Origin of the sequence: Coprococcus comes ATCC 27758 (assembly GCF_025149785.1) — a bacterium.
Taxonomy (GTDB): domain Bacteria; phylum Bacillota; class Clostridia; order Lachnospirales; family Lachnospiraceae; genus Allocoprococcus; species Allocoprococcus comes.
In genome coordinates this window covers 2,816,650-2,835,657 of record NZ_CP102277.1, presented here as the reverse complement: position 1 = coordinate 2,835,657, position 19,008 = coordinate 2,816,650, and the positions used below count along the sequence as shown (strand labels likewise).

Annotated in this window: 22 protein-coding genes; 20 read left to right on the top strand and 2 right to left on the bottom strand. The window is 39.2% G+C overall.

Features of this window, described 5'->3' with window-relative positions:
• Positions 1-166 precede the first annotated feature (166 nt).
• The 4 genes from rpsL to tuf all read left to right on the top strand — a co-directional run bounded on the left by rpsL (position 167) and on the right by tuf (position 4,719).
• A complete protein-coding gene (rpsL, locus tag NQ556_RS14005; RefSeq protein WP_008373516.1) occupies positions 167-589 on the top strand; it encodes a 30S ribosomal protein S12 in 423 nt (140 codons plus the stop codon).
• A gap of 211 nt (positions 590-800) precedes the next feature.
• Positions 801-1,271 carry a 30S ribosomal protein S7 gene (gene rpsG, locus NQ556_RS14000; RefSeq protein ID WP_207642082.1) on the top strand — a complete coding sequence of 157 codons (471 nt, stop codon included), beginning with the start codon at positions 801-803 and terminating at the stop codon, positions 1,269-1,271.
• Between the two features lie 18 nt (positions 1,272-1,289).
• Positions 1,290-3,407, top strand: coding sequence for an elongation factor G (gene fusA, locus NQ556_RS13995; RefSeq protein WP_044999122.1), 2,118 nt, complete (start codon positions 1,290-1,292; stop codon positions 3,405-3,407).
• A gap of 118 nt (positions 3,408-3,525) precedes the next feature.
• Entirely contained in the window at positions 3,526-4,719 is a 1,194-nt protein-coding gene (tuf, locus tag NQ556_RS13990; protein ID WP_044999124.1) for an elongation factor Tu, read from the top strand.
• A 201-nt stretch (positions 4,720-4,920) separates the two neighbouring features.
• Here tuf and NQ556_RS13985 read toward each other — a convergent pair whose 3' ends face one another.
• Positions 4,921-5,535 (bottom strand): helix-turn-helix domain-containing protein, encoded by a 615-nt coding sequence (locus NQ556_RS13985; protein WP_227097291.1) that lies wholly within the window; start codon positions 5,533-5,535, stop codon positions 4,921-4,923.
• A 159-nt stretch (positions 5,536-5,694) separates the two neighbouring features.
• Between NQ556_RS13985 and NQ556_RS13980 the strand changes: the two genes are divergently transcribed.
• The 10 genes from NQ556_RS13980 to NQ556_RS13935 all read left to right on the top strand — a co-directional run bounded on the left by NQ556_RS13980 (position 5,695) and on the right by NQ556_RS13935 (position 12,581).
• Positions 5,695-5,889 (top strand): helix-turn-helix domain-containing protein, encoded by a 195-nt coding sequence (locus tag NQ556_RS13980; protein ID WP_008373524.1) that lies wholly within the window; start codon positions 5,695-5,697, stop codon positions 5,887-5,889.
• Positions 5,890-5,904: 15 nt separating this feature from the next.
• Positions 5,905-7,122, top strand: a complete 1,218-nt coding sequence (locus NQ556_RS13975) for a site-specific integrase (protein ID WP_204576113.1) — start codon at positions 5,905-5,907, stop codon at positions 7,120-7,122.
• On the top strand, positions 7,094-8,095 hold the full coding sequence (locus NQ556_RS13970) for an AAA family ATPase (protein ID WP_204576111.1): 1,002 nt from the start codon (positions 7,094-7,096) through the stop codon (positions 8,093-8,095). The genes NQ556_RS13975 and NQ556_RS13970 overlap by 29 nt, the downstream gene beginning before the upstream one ends.
• 127 nt (positions 8,096-8,222) lie before the next feature.
• A complete protein-coding gene (locus NQ556_RS13965) occupies positions 8,223-8,444 on the top strand; it encodes a hypothetical protein (protein ID WP_008373528.1) in 222 nt (73 codons plus the stop codon).
• Between the two features lie 150 nt (positions 8,445-8,594).
• The gene (locus tag NQ556_RS13960; protein ID WP_008373529.1) at positions 8,595-8,822 is read left to right on the top strand and encodes a DUF5348 domain-containing protein; all 228 of its coding nucleotides are present in this window, start codon (positions 8,595-8,597) and stop codon (positions 8,820-8,822) included.
• A gap of 219 nt (positions 8,823-9,041) precedes the next feature.
• Positions 9,042-10,463: a plasmid recombination protein gene (locus tag NQ556_RS13955; protein WP_204576109.1), complete on the top strand. Its 1,422-nt coding sequence runs from the start codon at positions 9,042-9,044 to the stop codon at positions 10,461-10,463.
• Positions 10,464-10,466: 3 nt separating this feature from the next.
• Complete coding sequence (locus NQ556_RS13950; protein WP_129796027.1) at positions 10,467-10,841, top strand: TnpV protein; 375 nt, start codon at positions 10,467-10,469, stop codon at positions 10,839-10,841.
• Positions 10,842-10,939: 98 nt separating this feature from the next.
• Positions 10,940-11,131 carry a DUF6019 family protein gene (locus tag NQ556_RS13945; protein ID WP_008373533.1) on the top strand — a complete coding sequence of 64 codons (192 nt, stop codon included), beginning with the start codon at positions 10,940-10,942 and terminating at the stop codon, positions 11,129-11,131.
• Between the two features lie 37 nt (positions 11,132-11,168).
• Positions 11,169-11,489, top strand: coding sequence for a DUF3784 domain-containing protein (locus NQ556_RS13940; protein WP_008373534.1), 321 nt, complete (start codon positions 11,169-11,171; stop codon positions 11,487-11,489).
• A gap of 150 nt (positions 11,490-11,639) precedes the next feature.
• Positions 11,640-12,581, top strand: a complete 942-nt coding sequence (locus NQ556_RS13935; RefSeq protein ID WP_008373535.1) for a helix-turn-helix domain-containing protein — start codon at positions 11,640-11,642, stop codon at positions 12,579-12,581.
• Between the two features lie 834 nt (positions 12,582-13,415).
• Here the strand turns inward: NQ556_RS13935 and NQ556_RS13930 are convergent.
• Positions 13,416-13,898 (bottom strand): helix-turn-helix domain-containing protein, encoded by a 483-nt coding sequence (locus NQ556_RS13930; RefSeq protein ID WP_008790928.1) that lies wholly within the window; start codon positions 13,896-13,898, stop codon positions 13,416-13,418.
• Positions 13,899-14,130: 232 nt separating this feature from the next.
• On the opposite strand from NQ556_RS13930, the gene NQ556_RS13925 reads away from it, so the two are divergent.
• From NQ556_RS13925 to NQ556_RS13900, 6 genes are all read left to right on the top strand, one after another.
• On the top strand, positions 14,131-14,325 hold the full coding sequence (locus tag NQ556_RS13925) for a MerR family transcriptional regulator (protein ID WP_008373537.1): 195 nt from the start codon (positions 14,131-14,133) through the stop codon (positions 14,323-14,325).
• 11 nt (positions 14,326-14,336) lie between these two features.
• On the top strand, positions 14,337-15,428 hold the full coding sequence (locus tag NQ556_RS13920; RefSeq protein ID WP_004850597.1) for a site-specific integrase: 1,092 nt from the start codon (positions 14,337-14,339) through the stop codon (positions 15,426-15,428).
• A gap of 169 nt (positions 15,429-15,597) precedes the next feature.
• A complete protein-coding gene (locus tag NQ556_RS13915) occupies positions 15,598-16,680 on the top strand; it encodes an AAA family ATPase (RefSeq protein WP_055152729.1) in 1,083 nt (360 codons plus the stop codon).
• Positions 16,681-16,747: 67 nt separating this feature from the next.
• Complete coding sequence (locus NQ556_RS13910) at positions 16,748-16,987, top strand: hypothetical protein (RefSeq protein WP_008373545.1); 240 nt, start codon at positions 16,748-16,750, stop codon at positions 16,985-16,987.
• Positions 16,988-17,161: 174 nt separating this feature from the next.
• Positions 17,162-17,389, top strand: coding sequence for a DUF5348 domain-containing protein (locus NQ556_RS13905; RefSeq protein WP_008373546.1), 228 nt, complete (start codon positions 17,162-17,164; stop codon positions 17,387-17,389).
• Between the two features lie 195 nt (positions 17,390-17,584).
• Positions 17,585-19,006 (top strand): plasmid recombination protein, encoded by a 1,422-nt coding sequence (locus NQ556_RS13900; protein WP_062808160.1) that lies wholly within the window; start codon positions 17,585-17,587, stop codon positions 19,004-19,006.
• The last annotated feature ends 2 nt before the right edge of the window (positions 19,007-19,008 follow it).

The following is a 19,008-nucleotide window of genomic DNA, read 5'->3' as shown; positions in this document are numbered from 1 at the left end:
AGTCAAGGTATGATTTGGAAAATATTTTTCAGAATACCTTGACTTTTTTTTTGCGATATACTACAATAAACAAGCGTGCGAAAAACGATGCACTGTTTTTCTGCGCATTTTAAACAGAACTTGTTTAAAATCGTAACCAATTATTACTTCATAGGAGGTGAAAGAGATGCCAACATTTAACCAGTTAGTAAGAAAAGGTCGTCAGACAGCTGTAAAGAAATCTACTGCACCGGCTCTCCAGAAAGGATACAATTCTTTGAAGAAAAGAGCTACAGACACATCTGCACCACAGAAGAGAGGTGTGTGTACAGCAGTTAAGACAGCTACACCGAAGAAACCGAACTCAGCTCTTAGAAAGATCGCCAGAGTACGTCTTTCAAACGGAATCGAAGTAACAAGCTACATCCCAGGAGAAGGTCACAACCTTCAGGAACATAGCGTTGTTCTTATCCGTGGAGGAAGAGTAAAGGACCTTCCGGGTACAAGATACCATATCGTTCGTGGAACACTTGATACAGCAGGTGTTGCAAAGAGACGTCAGGCTCGTTCTAAATACGGAGCAAAGAGACCAAAAGACGCAAAGAAATAAGCACTTGATTTTAGTGTAAAACGAAACTAAATCGTATCACAAACAGAACTATGAGAATAGTTGGTTGCGGGTTTAATTCAGATATCGCCTGCCACGTGGCAGGCATCGGAGATTGTCCCGCCAACGATACACATAGAAAGACACATGTGAGTACCGATGAATTATTCACGCAAAGCAAAGCTTTGCCAATATGTATAAGGAGGGAAGAACCGTGGCACGTAAAGGACATACTCAGAAAAGAGACGTATTAGCGGATCCGTTATACAACAACAAGGTAGTTACAAAGCTTATCAACAACATCATGCTTGACGGTAAGAAAGGTGTAGCTCAGAAAATTGTATACGGAGCATTTGACAAAGTCGCAGAGAAAGCTGAAAAACCAGCTATCGAAGTATTTGAAGAAGCAATGAACAACATCATGCCTGTACTTGAAGTAAAGGCAAGACGTATCGGTGGAGCTACTTATCAGGTACCGATCGAGGTAAGAGCAGACAGAAGACAGGCTCTTGCACTTCGCTGGCTTACACTGTACTCTCGTAACAGAGGCGAGAAGACAATGGAAGAAAGACTTGCAAATGAAATTCTTGATGCGGCTAACAACACTGGCGCATCTGTAAAGAAGAAAGAAGACATGCACAAGATGGCAGAAGCAAACAAAGCATTTGCTCACTATCGTTTCTAATTATAGGAGGAAAAAATCTTGGCTGGAAGAGAATATCCATTAGAGAGAACCAGAAATATCGGTATTATGGCGCATATTGATGCTGGTAAGACCACTCTTACAGAGCGTATCTTATACTATACCGGTGTTAACTATAAGATTGGTGATACTCATGAAGGAACTGCTACCATGGACTGGATGGAACAGGAGCAGGAAAGAGGTATCACGATCACTTCAGCAGCTACAACATGTCATTGGACACTTGAAGATCATACAAAACCGAAAAAAGGTGCTCTTGAGCATCGTATCAATATCATTGATACTCCGGGACACGTTGACTTCACTGTAGAGGTTGAACGTTCACTTCGTGTACTGGATGGTGCTGTAGGTGTATTCTGTGCTAAGGGTGGTGTTGAGCCTCAGTCAGAAAACGTATGGCGTCAGGCAGACACATACAACGTACCAAGAATGGCCTTCATTAACAAGATGGACATCTTAGGTGCAAACTTCTACAACGCTGTAGAACAGATTAAGACAAGATTGGGTAAGAACGCTATCGTTCTTCAGTTACCAATCGGTAAAGAAGATGATTTCAAGGGAATCATCGACCTTATGGAAATGGAAGCTTACATCTACAATGATGACAAGGGTGATGACATCACAGTATGTGAAATCCCGGATGACATGAAAGAAGATGCTGAGCTTTACCATACAGAACTGGTTGAAAAGATCTGTGAATTGGATGACGAACTTATGATGATGTATCTTGAGGACGAAATCCCGACAGTAGATCAGCTCAAAGCAGTTCTTAGAAAAGCTACTTGTGAATGTACAGCAGTACCGGTTTGCTGTGGATCTGCTTACAGAAACAAGGGTGTTCAGAAGCTTCTGGATGCAATCGTTGAATATATGCCGGCTCCGACAGACATCCCGCCAATCCAGGGTGTTGACGAAGATGGTAATGAAGTAGTAAGACATTCTTCAGATGAAGAACCTTTCTCAGCACTTGCATTCAAGATCATGACAGACCCGTTCGTAGGTAAGCTTGCATATTTCCGTGTATATTCAGGAACTATGAATTCAGGTTCTTATGTATTGAACGCTACGAAGAATAAAAAAGAACGTGTTGGACGTATCCTTCAGATGCATGCTAACAAGAGAATGGAATTGGATAAAGTATATTCAGGAGACATCGCAGCAGCGATCGGATTCAAGTTCACAACTACAGGTGATACAATCTGTGATGAACAGCATCCGGTAATCCTTGAATCTATGGAATTCCCAGAACCAGTTATCGAGCTCGCTATCGAGCCTAAGACAAAAGCTTCTCAGGGTAAACTTGGTGAATCTCTTGCAAAACTTGCAGAAGAAGACCCAACATTCCGTGCTCATACTGATCAGGAAACAGGTCAGACAATCATCGCCGGAATGGGAGAACTTCATCTTGAAATCATCGTAGACAGACTTCTTCGTGAATTCAAGGTAGAAGCTAACGTAGGTGCTCCGCAGGTTGCATACAAAGAGTCCTTCACAAAAGCAGTTGATGTTGACAGCAAGTATGCTAAACAGTCAGGTGGACGTGGACAGTACGGACACTGTAAAGTTAAATTTGAACCAATGGATGTCAATGGTGAAGAAACATACAAATTCGATTCTACTGTTGTCGGTGGTGCAATTCCGAAGGAATACATTCCGGCTGTAGGCGAAGGTATTGAAGAAGCCATGAAAGCTGGTATTCTTGGTGGATTCCCTGTAGTAGGTATTCATGCAACCGTATATGATGGTTCTTACCATGAAGTCGATTCTTCAGAAATGGCATTCCACATTGCAGGTTCTCTTGCATTCAAAGATGCTATGAAGAAATCTGACCCGGTACTCCTTGAGCCTATCATGAAAGTTGAAGTTACTATGCCGGAAGAGTACATGGGAGATGTTATCGGTGATATCAACTCTCGTCGTGGACGTATTGAAGGTATGGATGACCTCGGCGGTGGAAAGATCGTTAGAGGATATGTTCCGCTTTCAGAAATGTTCGGATACTCTACAGACCTTCGTTCCAGAACTCAGGGACGTGGAAACTACTCAATGTTCTTCGAAAAATATGAGCCAGTTCCGAAGTCTGTTCAGGAAAAGATTTTATCTAACAAAAACGCATAAAAAATACGAAAAAGGCTTGAAAAACTGTACTTTATGAAATATAATCAGTATTAGCCGAGTTAAAACATCGTAAACTAAAATGCCCTATTGGGTGGTATATTTAAGGAGGATATTCAAAATGGCAAAGGCTAAATTTGAAAGAACAAAACCGCATTGTAATATCGGTACCATTGGACACGTTGACCATGGTAAAACAACTCTTACAGCTGCTATCACAAAGACACTTGCAGCAAGAGTACCAGGAAACACAGCAGAGAACTTTGAAGATATCGATAAAGCTCCAGAAGAGAGAGAACGTGGTATCACAATTTCTACAGCTCACGTTGAGTACCAGACAGAGAAACGTCACTACGCTCACGTAGACTGCCCAGGACATGCTGACTACGTTAAGAACATGATCACAGGTGCTGCTCAGATGGATGGTGCTATCCTTGTTGTAGCTGCTACTGATGGTGTTATGGCTCAGACAAGAGAGCATATCCTGCTTTCTCGTCAGGTAGGTGTTCCTTACATCGTTGTATTCATGAACAAATGTGATATGGTAGACGACGACGAACTTCTTGAACTTGTTGAAATGGAAATCCGTGAACTTCTTGATGAATATGAATTCCCAGGAGATGACACTCCGATCATCCAGGGATCAGCTCTTAAAGCTCTTGAAGATCCGAACGGACCATGGGGAGACAAGATCATGGAACTTATGGATGCAGTTGATTCATACATTCCGGATCCAGAACGTGATACAGACAAACCATTCCTTATGCCTGTAGAAGACGTATTCTCTATCACAGGACGTGGTACAGTTGCTACTGGTAGAGTAGAACGTGGTGTACTTCACGTATCTGATGAAGTAGAAATCGTTGGTATTAAAGAAGAAACACGTAAAGTAGTTGTAACAGGTGTTGAAATGTTCCGTAAACTTCTTGATGAAGCTCAGGCTGGTGACAACATCGGTGCTCTTCTTCGTGGTGTTCAGAGAGACGAAATCGAAAGAGGACAGGTTCTTTGTAAACCAGGTTCAGTAACTTGCCACCACAAGTTTACTGCACAGGTATACGTTCTTACAAAAGATGAAGGTGGACGTCATACTCCATTCTTCAACAACTACAGACCACAGTTCTACTTCCGTACAACAGACGTAACAGGTGTTTGCGAACTTCCAGAAGGAACAGAAATGTGCATGCCTGGTGATAACGTAGAAATGACAATCGAACTGATCCATCCAGTAGCTATGGAACAGGGACTTCGTTTCGCTATCCGTGAAGGTGGACGTACTGTAGGATCAGGACGTGTTGCTACAATCATCGAGTAATCACTGATTAATATATATTGAGTACCGCAAGGTACATTGTGTCCAAACGTAAGATACCCCGGAACCGTAAGGTTTCCGGGGTTTTTCTGTTGAACAGAAGATTAAAATAAGGCTGTAAAGAATAGCGAATAAATTAAAAACAGGCAGGTATGGGAAGAAAATGAAAACCTTCGCATATCTGCCTGTGATACTGTTATGATACTATTTCTGTTCGTTATTGGAAAATTTCTGTGTTAAAAGTTCATCTCGTTTACGGATTCGTGTCTCAAAATCCAGTTCTTCAATTTCTTTATGGGTGACGGGTTTGGAAGTGTAGTATTCCAACGTCTGTTTCTTCCACATATCAAACATATCTTTACCTGTGAAATAAGATTCCAGGCTTTCTCTGTTCTCCTGCAGATCGGCAAGAAAATTACACATATCTGCATTTAAAGAGTGTTCCGGATCATTTCCATAAAAGCGAAGTCCGGCATACCATTTCTGTGTTTCTGTTTCTATATCACCGGGAAATTTATTATTTATATCCAGTTCATACCGGAGTTCATTGGATTCATTCATCTGCAATAAAACCCAAATAATATCGCTGAGAGTAGAAATCTGTACTTTATTTTCAGATAATCCAAATAACCAGTCCAGTGAGACATGAAATTTCTGAGCAATAGTCAATAACACATCATTGGAGGGAGTAACCACACCATTTTCATAACTGGATAAAGTTGACTGACGTATACCGATAGCTGCGGAAAAGTTTTTCTGATTCATCTTCAGATCAGTTCGCAGCTCTTTTATTTTTTCTGAAATAGATGATTCCTGCATATTATCCACCTCCTTAAAAGCTATGATTAGTATATCACAAATGATAAAAATCAACAATATAGAAAAATATCATTCATACAGATAAAAATTATTGACAATGATTATTTAAAATGATATAGTATCAGTGAAAATGATAATTATAGATAAGGAGGAAATGATATGCAGAGACAGAACTATATGATTACAGCGGAAGAAGTTGCAGAGAGCATGGGGATTTCACTTGGATATGCTTACAAACTGCTTCGCAAACTGAACAAAGAGCTTGCAGATCAGGGATATGTAACCGTTTCGGGCAAGATACCGAGGGCATTCTGGGAAAAGAAATTTTATGGATATTCCCAGATTGCAATGTAAAGGGGGTGAGAAAGTATGGCAGCATACAAAGATGAAGAAAGAGGAACCTGGTATGTTTCATTTTATTATGAGGACTGGACAGGAGCCAAAAAGCGAAAAGTAAAAAGAGGATTCCGCACTAAGAAAGAAGCATTAAATTTTGAAGCGGAGTATAAAAGAACAGCGAAAGCAGACATGGATATGACAATGGGAGAGTTTGTAGAAGTCTACTTCCGAGACAAGTCTCAGTCATTGAAGGACAGGAGTATCAAGAACAAAAGAGATACGATGAATGCTCAACTGTTACCGTATTTTAAGGACAGACCGATGAACAGTATCACACCAGCAGAGATTATCCAGTGGCAGAATACGATTATTGAAAAAGGATATTCAGATGATTATCTGAAAACAATACAGAATCAGATGACGGCATTGTTCAATCATGCGAAGAATATCTACAATCTGGCAGATAATCCCTGTGACAAAGTAAAACGTATGGGAAAGACTTCAAAAAAGAAAATGAAGTTTTGGACAATTGAAGAATATCGGCAGTTTATGACCGGAATAGAACCGGGAAGCAAATATTATGTGCTGTTTGAATTATTATTCTGGACAGGAGCGAGAGAAGGCGAAGCACTCAGCATTACACCTGCTGACATTGATTTTGAAAGGAATCTACTTCATATCAATAAAACTTACTACCGTATGCATGGAGAGGACGTGATTACATCTCCCAAAACAGAAGAATCGAACCGTACGATTTCCATACCGGAATTTCTGAAAAAAGAGATTCAGGACTATATTAGCAGACTGTATGAGTTGCCCGAAGATGAACGGATTTTTCCAATGGTTCATGAAGCGGTACAGCATAAGTTAAAACAGGTGGTTCAAAAGACCGGAGTAAAAAAGATAAGAGTACACGACATTCGTCACAGTCATGCGGCATTTCTGATCAATAAGGGAGTGCAACCATTGATGATTAAAGAAAGGTTTGGACATACGGACATTCGCATTACATTGAATACTTATGGGCACTTATATCCAGATCAGCAGAAAGTAGTGGCAGATATGTTGGATGATGAAAATATAAAAAGCTTCGGAAGTACGAACAACCGGAGCAATGTGACAAATGAGGACGAATCCACAAATGTCAACCCTAGACAAGTTGATTATAGCAGAGATTCTTCCAGAGAACAACAGATAACTGGCGAGAACAGTTGGGAAAATGGAGGAATTTATGGAACAGAGAAATGAGAATAAAACAGAATTGAAAATGATAAAGATGTCAGATGTCCAGTCTCAGACAGTGGACTGGCTCTGGTATCCGTTTATCCCTTATGGAAAATTAACGATTATTCAGGGAGATCCCGGTGATGGAAAAACTACGCTGGTATTAAATATTGCTGCAAGATTGTCTAAAGGAGAAGGTCTGGATAACGATATGAAAGTAACAGAACCCGTGAATATTATTTATCAGACAGCGGAAGATGGGCTGGCAGATACGGTAAAACCCAGACTGGAGCTGGCAGAAGCGGTCTGTGAAAGAATCATGGTTATAGATGAAACAGAAAAATCACTTTCCATGATAGATGAGAGACTGGAAACTGCTATCAAACGGACTGGTGCGAGAGTGCTTATTTTAGATCCGATTCAGGCATACCTTGGAGGAACAATGGATATGAACCGGGCAAATGAAGCAAGGGAAATGACAAAAAGATTGAGCTTGCTAGCAGAAAAGTATAAATGTGCAATTTTATTAATCGGACATATGAATAAAGCTGGTGGAAATAAAGCTGCATATAGAGGAATGGGTTCGATTGACTTTTTTGCAGTAGCCAGAAGCGTATTACTGGTAGGAAGAATAGAGGGAGAACCGGACTTAAGAGCAGTGGTTCAGATTAAAAATAATCTGGCTGCATTTGGACATTCCAAAGCATTTCGCCTGACAGAAACCGGATTTGAGTGGATAGGTGACTATGAAATCACAGCAGATGAGGTGCTTGGTGGAATTGCTCCAAAGGCAAATAAACTGGAACAGGCAAAAAAGATGCTGAGGGAACTGGCAGAAACATCAACTTCTGTGCAAAGCAGTGAAATCTTTGATATGGCAGAAGAGTTGAATATTTCTAAAAGAACACTGGAAAATGCAAAAAAGGAACTTGGAATTAAGGCAAGACGAATCGGTAATTCATGGTATTGGGATTTAGATAAAGTTAAGCCGGAATAAATTAAGGGTGCAACATTGCAGAGTATATAGAAAATGCGGAATTAAAATGCAAGGTTGCAATCTGTAAAGACATTGCAGTGTTGCGTCCTTACATAAATTGTAAGAAGGTGAGAGCTTGAAAAACGTTATGATTCCAGAGGAGTTATTTGGAAAGATTATAAAATATCATTTACTGGATCAGGAACAGGAAGCAGATGATATAAGAAAAGGTCTGGAGAAAAAGCTGGATGCAATGGTAAATCGTGAGGTATACAGTAAATTCAAAACTGCACCAACAGAAGAAGAACGGGAAAAGTTCCGGCAGGAGTATCTGGACAGAAAAGGAATGCAAGAGCGCTTTCGATGGTAACAGTTCTTATTGATTATCTTTTTACAGGAGCGTGTCACGCACCTGTGAGAAGTAAACAAGGAGAAAGTTGGTAAGGTGCAGACGGAAAACTGTGGCTGGAATGTGAGACGGCTGTAAATTTGATAGTTGTGAAGAAGGGAGAAAGATACAATGAAACAGGGAAGATTAGGATATAACAGTAGCAATGACAGATATGGGTTGTTGGCATCAGACTTATGGATTGATACGGGATTTCACTGTGGAGAAGGTCTTGAGGTGCTGGTCGATGATAAGTGGGTAAGGACAAGAATGGAGATGAATCCAGCAAGAGAATGGTATCTGGTTGGAACGTCATACTGTGGAGATCTGGAATATGTGCAGGCAAGAATACCGGAATAATTTAGTCGAGAGAGTAACGAAAGAGATAAAATAGCCCCCGGCAGGGCGCAAGGGTACTTTTGATGGACGGAACGGCTGTCGAAAGTGCTTTTGCGTTACTTTTGACAAAAGTAACAAAACCGCCGTATCCGGCGAAGATTTCTTTTTATACTATAGCTGGTAAAGATACAAATTTATGTGCCATGTCTGGCACTGGTTTTAGAAAGTGGGGTGACGAACATGACGCTGAAACGAACAATTAGTGGTATGATCGGGACAGGTTCTCTGGCTCATAACAGAAGGGAATTTATAGCAGAAAATGTTGATTCAGACAGAGTGCAATTAAATATTTGCTATCAGAATGAGAATTTAAAAGAAGTTTATAAAGAACTGTTTGATGAAGCTGTAGAACGATATAATATCGGAAAAAGAAAAGATCGGCAGATTACAAATTACTATGAAAAAATTCGGCAGGGAAAACAAGAGAAGTTGTTCCACGAAGTGATTTTTCAAATTGGAAATCGAGAAGATATGGCTGTCGGAACAGTAGAAGGAGATCTGGCTGTAAAAGTGCTGGATGAATATGTAAAGGACTTCCAGAAACGGAATCCAACGCTACGGGTATTTGGGTGTTATCTACATCAGGATGAGTCTACTCCACATTTACATATTGATTTTATTCCTTATGTGACTGATTGGAAAGGAAAAGGAATGGACACTAGAGTTTCGTTGAAACAGGCATTAAAAAGGCTTGGATTTCAAGGTGGAAATAAGCATGATACAGAGTTGAACCAGTGGATGAACCATGAAAAAAAGGTCCTGGCAGAGATTGCAAAACAGCATGGCATTGAATGGGAACAGAAAGGTACTCATGAGGAACATTTGGATGTTTATAACTTCAAGAAGAAAGAGCGAAAAAAGGAAGTACAGGAGCTGGAGCAGGAGAAAGAGTATCTAACTGCAGAAAACGAAGAACTGACAGCACAAATTGCGGAATTCAGAGCAGATATCCAGATTTTAAAAGACGATAAGGAACAGGCAATCAGGGAGAAACAAGAAGCAGAACAAAGGGCAGAGGACGCAGAAAAAGAAGTAAAAAGTCTGGAAGAGCGTCGAGATGTGCTGCAGCCGATTATGGATAATGCCAGTAAAGAAATAAAAGAATATGGAATGATTAAGACGTTTTTACCGGAGGCAGGAACATTTGAACGTGCAGTACCTTACAGAGAAAATAAAATCAAGCCATTGTTTATCAAGATGAAGAATCAGATTGCTGCATTAGCTGGAAAGGTTGTAGAACTTAATAAAACGATAGAAAGCTGGAAAAACAAATATCAAAAATCTACGGAGAAATGTGATGATATCCAAACGCAGTTAGATGATGTGCGTAAAGAAAATGGGGAATTATTAAATGATAATCAACGTTTACAAGAGATTTCGGACAGATATGACAGAGTGGTGCGTATTTTGGGATCAGAAACTGTAGAGGATGTGGTGCAGCAGGATATTAAAGAACAAAGGACACTGGAAGAAAAACGGCGAATGGAGCAAATGCCAAAGGGAAGCGTTCTGAAACAGTTGGAATGGGCAACTCAAAAGAGCCAGATTGAAAACCAACAACGTAAGAAAAATAAAACAAAATACAAAGGATTGGAGATTTAGACTATGAAAAAACAGATTTATGATGAGAAAAATGGAATGAGCTATACGTTGCATGGAGATTACTATTTGCCGGATCTGGTTTTAAGAGAAGAAGAACCGACATATGGAAAATATGGAATGTTACGAAAGCAGTTCTTAAAAGAACACAGATCAGCAAGATATCAATACATGTTATTGACCGGAAAATTGAATGAACATCTGAATCAGATCGATCAGGAAGCCAGAGAACAGGTGGAAATGCTTATGAAACAGATGGCAGAAAAAAAGGGTGTAACTGAAGAATTAAAGGTACAGGATCAGATGAAGTGGGTTAGGTTAATGAATAATATAAAAGTTAGTGCAGAAGAGATTATATTGAAAAACATGGTATATGTGTGAGATCGTTCTTTTACACTTTTGTATATATTAGAATAGCACTTTAGAAAGCACTATGGTAAAATAAAGTGAAGGTAAATCGGAATTTGGAGGATTGAATTATGTGGAATGAATTAGGTATAAGTGGAGGAACCGCAATTGTTATTTTGATTGCGCTGTATTTCGTTATCAAATGGGCAGTGAAAAATGGCATCAAAGAAGCCTACAGTGCAATCACTGGAAAGAAAACTGTTGAAGATATCCAAAACGAAAAAGAGCTGAAAGAACTTGGATTGGATTCAGAAGATCAATAACTTCAAGTTTGTGGAATCGACTGAAAGGAAGCATTATATGTTCTATATTTATATTATTTTTGATTTTGCAATGGCAGTAATTATGCTTTTATTTGGAATATGGTTTTATAGGTCAAAAGGACAAGCATCCAACTTCTTGTCTGGTTATAATATGAAATCTGCAGAAGAACGAAAAAAATATGATGAAAATGCTATGTGTAAGGCATATGGGAAGAGAATGATGCTTATGTCACTTCCTTTTATTGCTGGAATGATTATAGATATTTGGTATATAGGAACTGGTTGTTTAATTGCATGGGCGATATGGTTTGTTATGTTTATTCTGTTGCTTATAGATAGACATAAAAGAGAAAGTTAATTTATAGAAAAATAGAATGTTTTCGGGGTGAAAATACCGTTTATTTGTTTTAGACATATGATGTCCGATTGAAAATTAGCGGATTCTCGTTTTATGTCGTGGTAATTTTGCTATATATTGGTAAGCTGTAAGTGGAAGAGAGGTAGAGACATGGATACAAAAAAGATTGGAGCTTTTTTAAAGCAATGTCGTAAAGAAAAGAATCTTACGCAAGAGCAGCTTGCCGAGAAGTTTGAGGTATCTGCAAGAACAGTTTCCAGATGGGAAACAGGAATAAATATGCCAGATCTCAGTATACTTGTTCAACTTGCTGAGTATTACGATGTTGAGATAAGAGAGCTCCTGGATGGAGAAAGGAGCCAGACTATGAATAAAGAGATGAAAGAAACACTGGACAAAGTGGCGGTGTATGAAGAATGGGTGAAACAAAAAGCATTAAAGGCTGGAAATCTTGCATTTGCATCAATGTTTGTGATTAGTGTGTTAGCGATTATTATTCAGATGTTATTAACGGTGGATATTCGCTTGGTTTTAGGAGAGACAGCAACTGCTTTGGTAGGAGGAATTCTGTATGCTTCTATTATGGTGTACAATGGAATATGGGATAAATGTTTGCCCAAAAGTGCTACTATATGGCGCGATTTTTTCACCAGTGTGATATGTGCAGGAATTTTTACAGTCATCTATGGCATATGTTTATTTAGAATGGGAGTTACAGAAACACAGGTAACACGATTAGCAGTGGGATTTCTGATTGGTATTACTATTGTGGCATTTATTGTTCTTAGGCTCTTGGCATTTATTAATCGAAAAAGAAACCAGAATTCGTCAAATGTTCAGGAGAAAAAGGAAACTTCCATATCTAAGGCAGAATGGACAAAAATTTATAATGCACAGAATATAGTAGAGACAGAACAACTCGTAGAAATGTTAAAGCAAAATGGAATAGCAGCTTTTTCACAGGAAGCAGGTGCGAATGTTGCAATGCATGGGGCACCAGGATTTGGAATATATGGTGTGGATATATTCGTGAAAACCGATGATGCAGAGAAGGCAGTACAGTTGATCAAGGAGATTAATAACCAAGAATGAAGAAATTTTTTGACATTTTCACACATGCGTGCTAATATGATTATAGAAAAAGAGTGCTACCGATAGACGGTTAGTCCACATACTTAATTGATTAAAAATAACCGTTCAGTTTGCGAGGCTGGGGCGGTTATTTTTGTGTCTTGTTATTATCTTTGCCGAATGTGTATCCGGCACAAAAGCAGGTGATGCCGAAGCTCACGACTGCAATAAAATCCACAATACTCATTGGCTTAGCCCTCCTTTCCAGTGGATTCTCTTTCGAGTTTCTATGTAATCAGAGGGTCACAGTCCCTCTGCTGAAGGACTAACCGCCTACCGTTATGATAGCACCCATGTTCCGATTATAACAGTCAGGGTGGGAATCTGCAACCGGAAAGTTGGTGATCCATAAAAATCTGACTGTGATACTATTTTGATACTAAAAAATGAAGAGAACAGAAATATAGCCTAGAAAATTTACAATACAGGACAATATGGACATGAAAATCACAGAAAATAATGAGGTTTTAAAAACCTCACAAACGTGAAGGTGGACGTACTGTAGGATCAGGACGTGTTGCTACAATCATCGAGTAATACAATCTGAATATAGATTTGTTATCGTAAGATAACATTGTGTCCAAACGTAAGATACCCCGGAACCGCAAGGTTTCCGGGGTTTTTCTGTACTCTAAGAAAAGAATTATTCGTAAATTTATCAGGTTAGTAATAGTGAAACATTTATCAGCAAGATGAAATACAGATAAATTTATAATTGCAAAATAAGACCAGCGGTGCCAAAACGGTGCCAAAAAGAAACTCCTGCGAATGTTTGCTATTCACAGGAGTATTTTTTTACCAGCCTTTGATCTGTTTGATTTGTTCAGCACGTTCTGGATCACGATGATATTGTAATTTCAGACGGATAGTTTCCACAACTTCCTGTCTGGATTCATCATCAAGCTGATAGAACGATGTAAGCAGATTATCTACATCAGGCATACTGTTCTTACCGAAAAGGTACATCAGCGGATACATAGAATTTTTTAAGTAAGTCTTTACACGACTTGCGTCTAATGCTCCGTTCAAACCGTCTGGAAGTGTAGGATAAATCTCTTCTTCCTTAATTGTGCCAGAAAATGGACTGGCAGAACATATCTCATTCACATCAATTTGCAATTCATTCGCAAGTCTTAATGCAAAATCAAATCGAATATTGGAATCTTTTTGAATAATTGAATATAAGGTTGTAGCACTGATTCCGGTTGCCTTTGCAATTTTGCGGACATTTGTGCCTTTTTCATCAAGATATTTCTTTAAATTTTTACCGTCACCCATAGAATCCTCCTTTTTCATATATTAGAAAATTACGAAAAACATAAATCTATAAAATATCATAACACAGACGTGGAATAAAATAAAGAAAAAATAGTGTACGAAGTTCGTAAAAATATGTTTACGAAATATTGACAACGATAGAAATACATGATATTATCAATTTACGAAAATCGTACAGATATAGAAATACAGTAAACGTATTCTATATCTGGAGAGGAAAGGAGGAGGCAATATGGCAAGTTACAATTATATGATGAGTGCTGATGAAGTGGCACAGGAATTAAACTGCTCAAAATCTCATGCCTATAAACTGGTGAAAGCTATGAATAAAGAATTATCTGCACAGGGATATATTACGATGGCTGGAAGAATACCAAAGGCGTTTTGGGCAAAAAAGATGTATGGCTATGAAATAGCAGAAAATTAGGGAGGATCAATATGGCTTACAGAGAAAAAGACACAAAAAAATGGACAGCCCAGTGGTTTGAGACAAATGTCATGGGTGAGAAGAAAAAACGCAGAAAGCGTGGATTTGAAACAAAGCGAGAAGCATTGGAGTTTGAACGAAGCAAAAAGTTGAGCAATGAGCGAAGTATGGATATGAAGCTGAGCGATTTTATTGAGATTTATTTTTCAGACAAACAAAATGATCTGAAAGATCGAACAATCAAAAATAAAAGATATATGATGCAACAGCATATCGTTCCATACTTCGGAAATCAGATGATGAGTGAAATCAAGGCTTCACAGATTATTCAGTGGCAGAATGAAATTCAGAAAAAAGGCTATTCAGATTCTTATCTGAGAATGATTCAGAATCAGTTGACCAGTCTGTTTACACATGCAGCTAAAATCTATGACTTGCCGGTTAATCCATGCAAGAAAGTGAAACGAATGGGAAATTCAGATTCAAGAAGTTTGAACTTCTGGACACTGGACGAGTACAAACAGTTTATACAGACAATGGAGCCGGGAACAAGATATTATCTTATGTTTGAGATGCTGTTCTGGACTGGATGCAGGATCGGGGAGCTGCTTGCGATTACAAAAGCTGATATCAATTTTGAAAAGAATCAGCTTAGTATCAATAAGACTTATTACCGGACAGGAATGCAGGATATTATCACAGAACCGAAAACAAAACAGTCCTTTCGGACAATCGAAATTCCGGAATTTCTGAAAGAGGAAATTAAGGAATTTGTAGATGGTCATTACGGAATGCCGGATACAGAAAGATTATTTCCGGTTGTTCAGGAAGCGGTACAGCATAAGATGAAACGGCAGATTGAGCTGGCAGGAGTGAAGAAAATTCGAGTGCATGATATCAGGCACAGCCATGTGGCTTATCTTATTGAGAAAGGTGTGGAACCGTTATTGATTCGGGACAGATTAGGTCATAAAGATATTCGTATCACATTGAACACTTATGGACATCTTTATCCAAATCAGCAGAGAAAGATTGCAAATCTTCTGGATAATGAAAATGGAAATGCTGTTACCGGATTGGGAGAAGAAAGAGATGAATGTTGAAAAGGCAAAAGAAAAAGCCCAGATAAATAATCTGAGCAAGTTCTCTGATAATCAGATTCACTGATATACCATCTTGGCAGATTCAGTATATCACGAATCGGGAAATACGACAATTCCCGAATATCTGTTCATCAGAGACTTGCCCGGAAGGGCAGGAGGAGATGATGGAATGAATATGAATGAAAAAAATAAAATTGAGAATTGTAGAATAGAACCAAAACTGAAACTGATCAATATGGATTCAGTAGAGGTGGAACAGGTAGAATGGCTGCTTTATCCGTTTATTCCTTATGGAAAAGTGACCATTATACAGGGAGATCCAGGAGAAGGCAAGACAACGATGGTACTTCAGATTATTGCAAAACTGACCAGAGGAGAGCCGATTCTTCCTGTTACTGATAAAACGAAAACAAAAGAAAAACGAAGTGATGAAGTCGATAGTGAGAATGAAGATTTAGATGCTGAAGATAATATGCAGGAACAGTCTTCTGTGTCACCTGTAAATGTAATCTATCAGACAGCAGAAGATGGACTTGGAGATACTATCAAACCCAGATTACTTGCTGCAGGTGCAGATTGTTCAAAGGTGCTGGTGATTGATGACAGTGACCAGCCACTGACAATGGCAGATGTCAGATTGGAAGAAGCAATCGTGCAGACAAAAGCAAAAATGGTTGTTCTTGATCCGATACAGGGCTTTCTGGGAGCGGACGTAGATATGCACAGGGCAAATGAGATCAGACCACTGATGAAGCGTATCGCAGTGCTGTCAGAAAAATATCACTGTGCAGTTATTTTAATCGGTCATATGAACAAAAACAGCAACGGCAAATCTTCTTATCGAGGACTTGGCTCCATTGATTTTCAGGCTGCTGCAAGAAGTGTTCTGATTGTCGGGCGAGTGAAAGATGAACCGGAAGTAAGAGTGGTATGTCATACGAAGAGTTCTCTTGCACCGGAAGGAACGTCCATTGCATTCAGACTGGATAAGAATAATGGGTTTGAATGGATTGGAGAATATGATATCAGTGCCGATGAACTTCTTAATGGAGACGGAAGAGGACAGAAAAGTCGGAAAGCAAAAGAATTTCTCCTTGAGATACTGGCAAATGGAGGAATGACTCAGAAGAAAATTGCAGAAGAAGCAGAAGCCAGAGGAATCAAAAGTAAAACGCTATGGAACGCCAAACGGGAACTTGAAATTGATTCCGTAAAACGTGGAAAGCAATGGTATTGGATGTTGCCAGAATAAAAATGGAAGATGGCAAGATTACCATTTCTTAAGAAGATGGGATCTTGCTACCTTGAAAGGAGAACAGATGCAAAATAAAAGTGTACAGATTCCATACGAGTTATTCTTTCAGCTCTTGCAATATTTTTTGATGGATAACTACGATGGTGAAGAAATAATACGGTTGGGATTGGAGAAAAAACTGGATGCAATGGTGAATCGTGAAGTATACAGCAAATCCAAAACAGCACCAACGGAAGAAGAAAGAGAAAAGTTCCGGCAGGAATATCTGGACAGACGGGAAATACCGGAGAACTTTCGATGGTAAAGGTTCTTTCTGAACACTTTATTACAGGAGCGTGTCACGCACCTGTAGATAGCAGACAAGGAGAATGTTGGTAAGGTGTAGTCGGGAGTTGACTGGCGTAGAAGAGAATTTTCAAAAGGGAGCCCTGATTCAGGGCGCCCCTGCGGAAACGGTAGATGAAAGGAGATTGGCACAATGAGAGAAGGAAGATTAGGATATAACAGTTATAACAAAAGATATGGATTATTATCATCAGATCTATGGATTGATACAGGATTTCACTGTGGAGAATGCCTGGAAGTGTTGCTTGATGATGAATGGGTTCAGACCAGAATGGAAATGAATCCTGCAAGAGAATGGTATCTTGTAGGGACACCGTATTGTGGTGATTTGGAATATATTCGGGCAAGGATACCGGAGTAAAGGTCTCTGTACCCCCGGAGGGCGCAAGGGTACTTTTGATGGACGGTACGGCTGTCGAAAGTGCTTTTGCGTTACTTTTGACAAAAGTAACAAAACCGCCGTATCCGGCGAAGATTTCTTTTTATACTATAGCTGGTAAAGATACAAATTTATGTGCCATGTCTGGCACTGGTTTTAGAAAGTGGGGTGACGAACATGACGCTGAAACGAACAATTAGTGGTATGATCGGGACAGGTTCTCTGGCTCATAACAGAAGGGAATTTATAGCAGAAAATGTTGATTCAGACAGAGTGCAATTAAATATTTGCTATCAGAATGAGAATGTAAAAGAAGTTTATAAAGAACTGTTTGATGAAGCTGTAGAACGATATAATATCGGGAAAAGAAAAGATCGACAGATTACAAATTACTATGAAAAAATCCGGCAGGGCAAACAGGAAAAATTGTTCCATGAAGTGATTTTCCAGATTGGAAATCGAGAAGATATGGCTGTCGGAACAGTAGAAGGAGATATGGCTGTAAAAGTGCTGGATGAATATGTAAAGGACTTCCAGAAACGGAATCCAACGCTACGGGTATTTGGGTGTTATCTACATCAGGATGAGTCTACTCCACATTTACATATTGATTTTATTCCTTATGTGACTGACTGGAAAGGAAAAGGAATGGACACTAGAGTTTCGTTGAAACAGGCATTAAAAAGTCTTGGATTTCAAGGTGGAAATAAGCATGATACAGAGTTGAACCAGTGGATGAACCATGAAAAAAAGGTCCTGGCAGAGATTGCAAAACAGCATGGCATTGAATGGGAACAGAAAGGTACTCATGAGGAACATTTGGATGTTTATAACTTCAAGAAGAAAGAGCGAAAAAAGGAAGTACAGGAGCTGGAGCAGGAGAAAGAGTATCTAACTGCAGAAAACGAAGAACTGACAGCACAAATTGCGGAATTCAGAGCAGATATCCAGATTTTAAAAGACGATAAGGAACAGGCAATCAGGGAGAAACAAGAAGCAGAACAAAGGGCAGAGGACGCAGAAAAAGAAGTAAAAAGTCTGGAAGAGCGTCGAGATGTGCTGCAGCCGATTATGGATAATGCCAGTAAAGAAATAAAAGAATATGGAATGATTAAGACGTTTTTACCGGAGGCAGGAACATTTGAACGTGCAGTACCTTACAGAGAAAATAAAATCAAGCCATTGTTTATCAAGATGAAGAATCAGATTGCTGCATTAGCTGGAAAGGTTGTAGAACTTAACAAAACGATAGAAAGCTGGAAAAACAAATATCAAAAATCTACGGAGAAATGTGATGATATCCAAACGCAGTTAGATGATGTGCGTAAAGAAAATGGGGAATTATTAAATGATAATCAACGTTTACAAGAGATTTCGGACAGATATGACAGAGTGGTGCGTATTTTGGGATCAGAAACTGTAGAGGATGTGGTGCAGCAGGATATTAAAGAACAAAGGACACTGGAAGAAAAACGGCGAATGGAGCAAATGCCAAAGGGAAGCGTTCTGAAACAGTTGGAATGGGCGACTCAAAAGAGTCAGATTGAAAACCAACAACGTAAGAAAAATAGAACAAAATACAAAGGATTGGAGATTTAGAC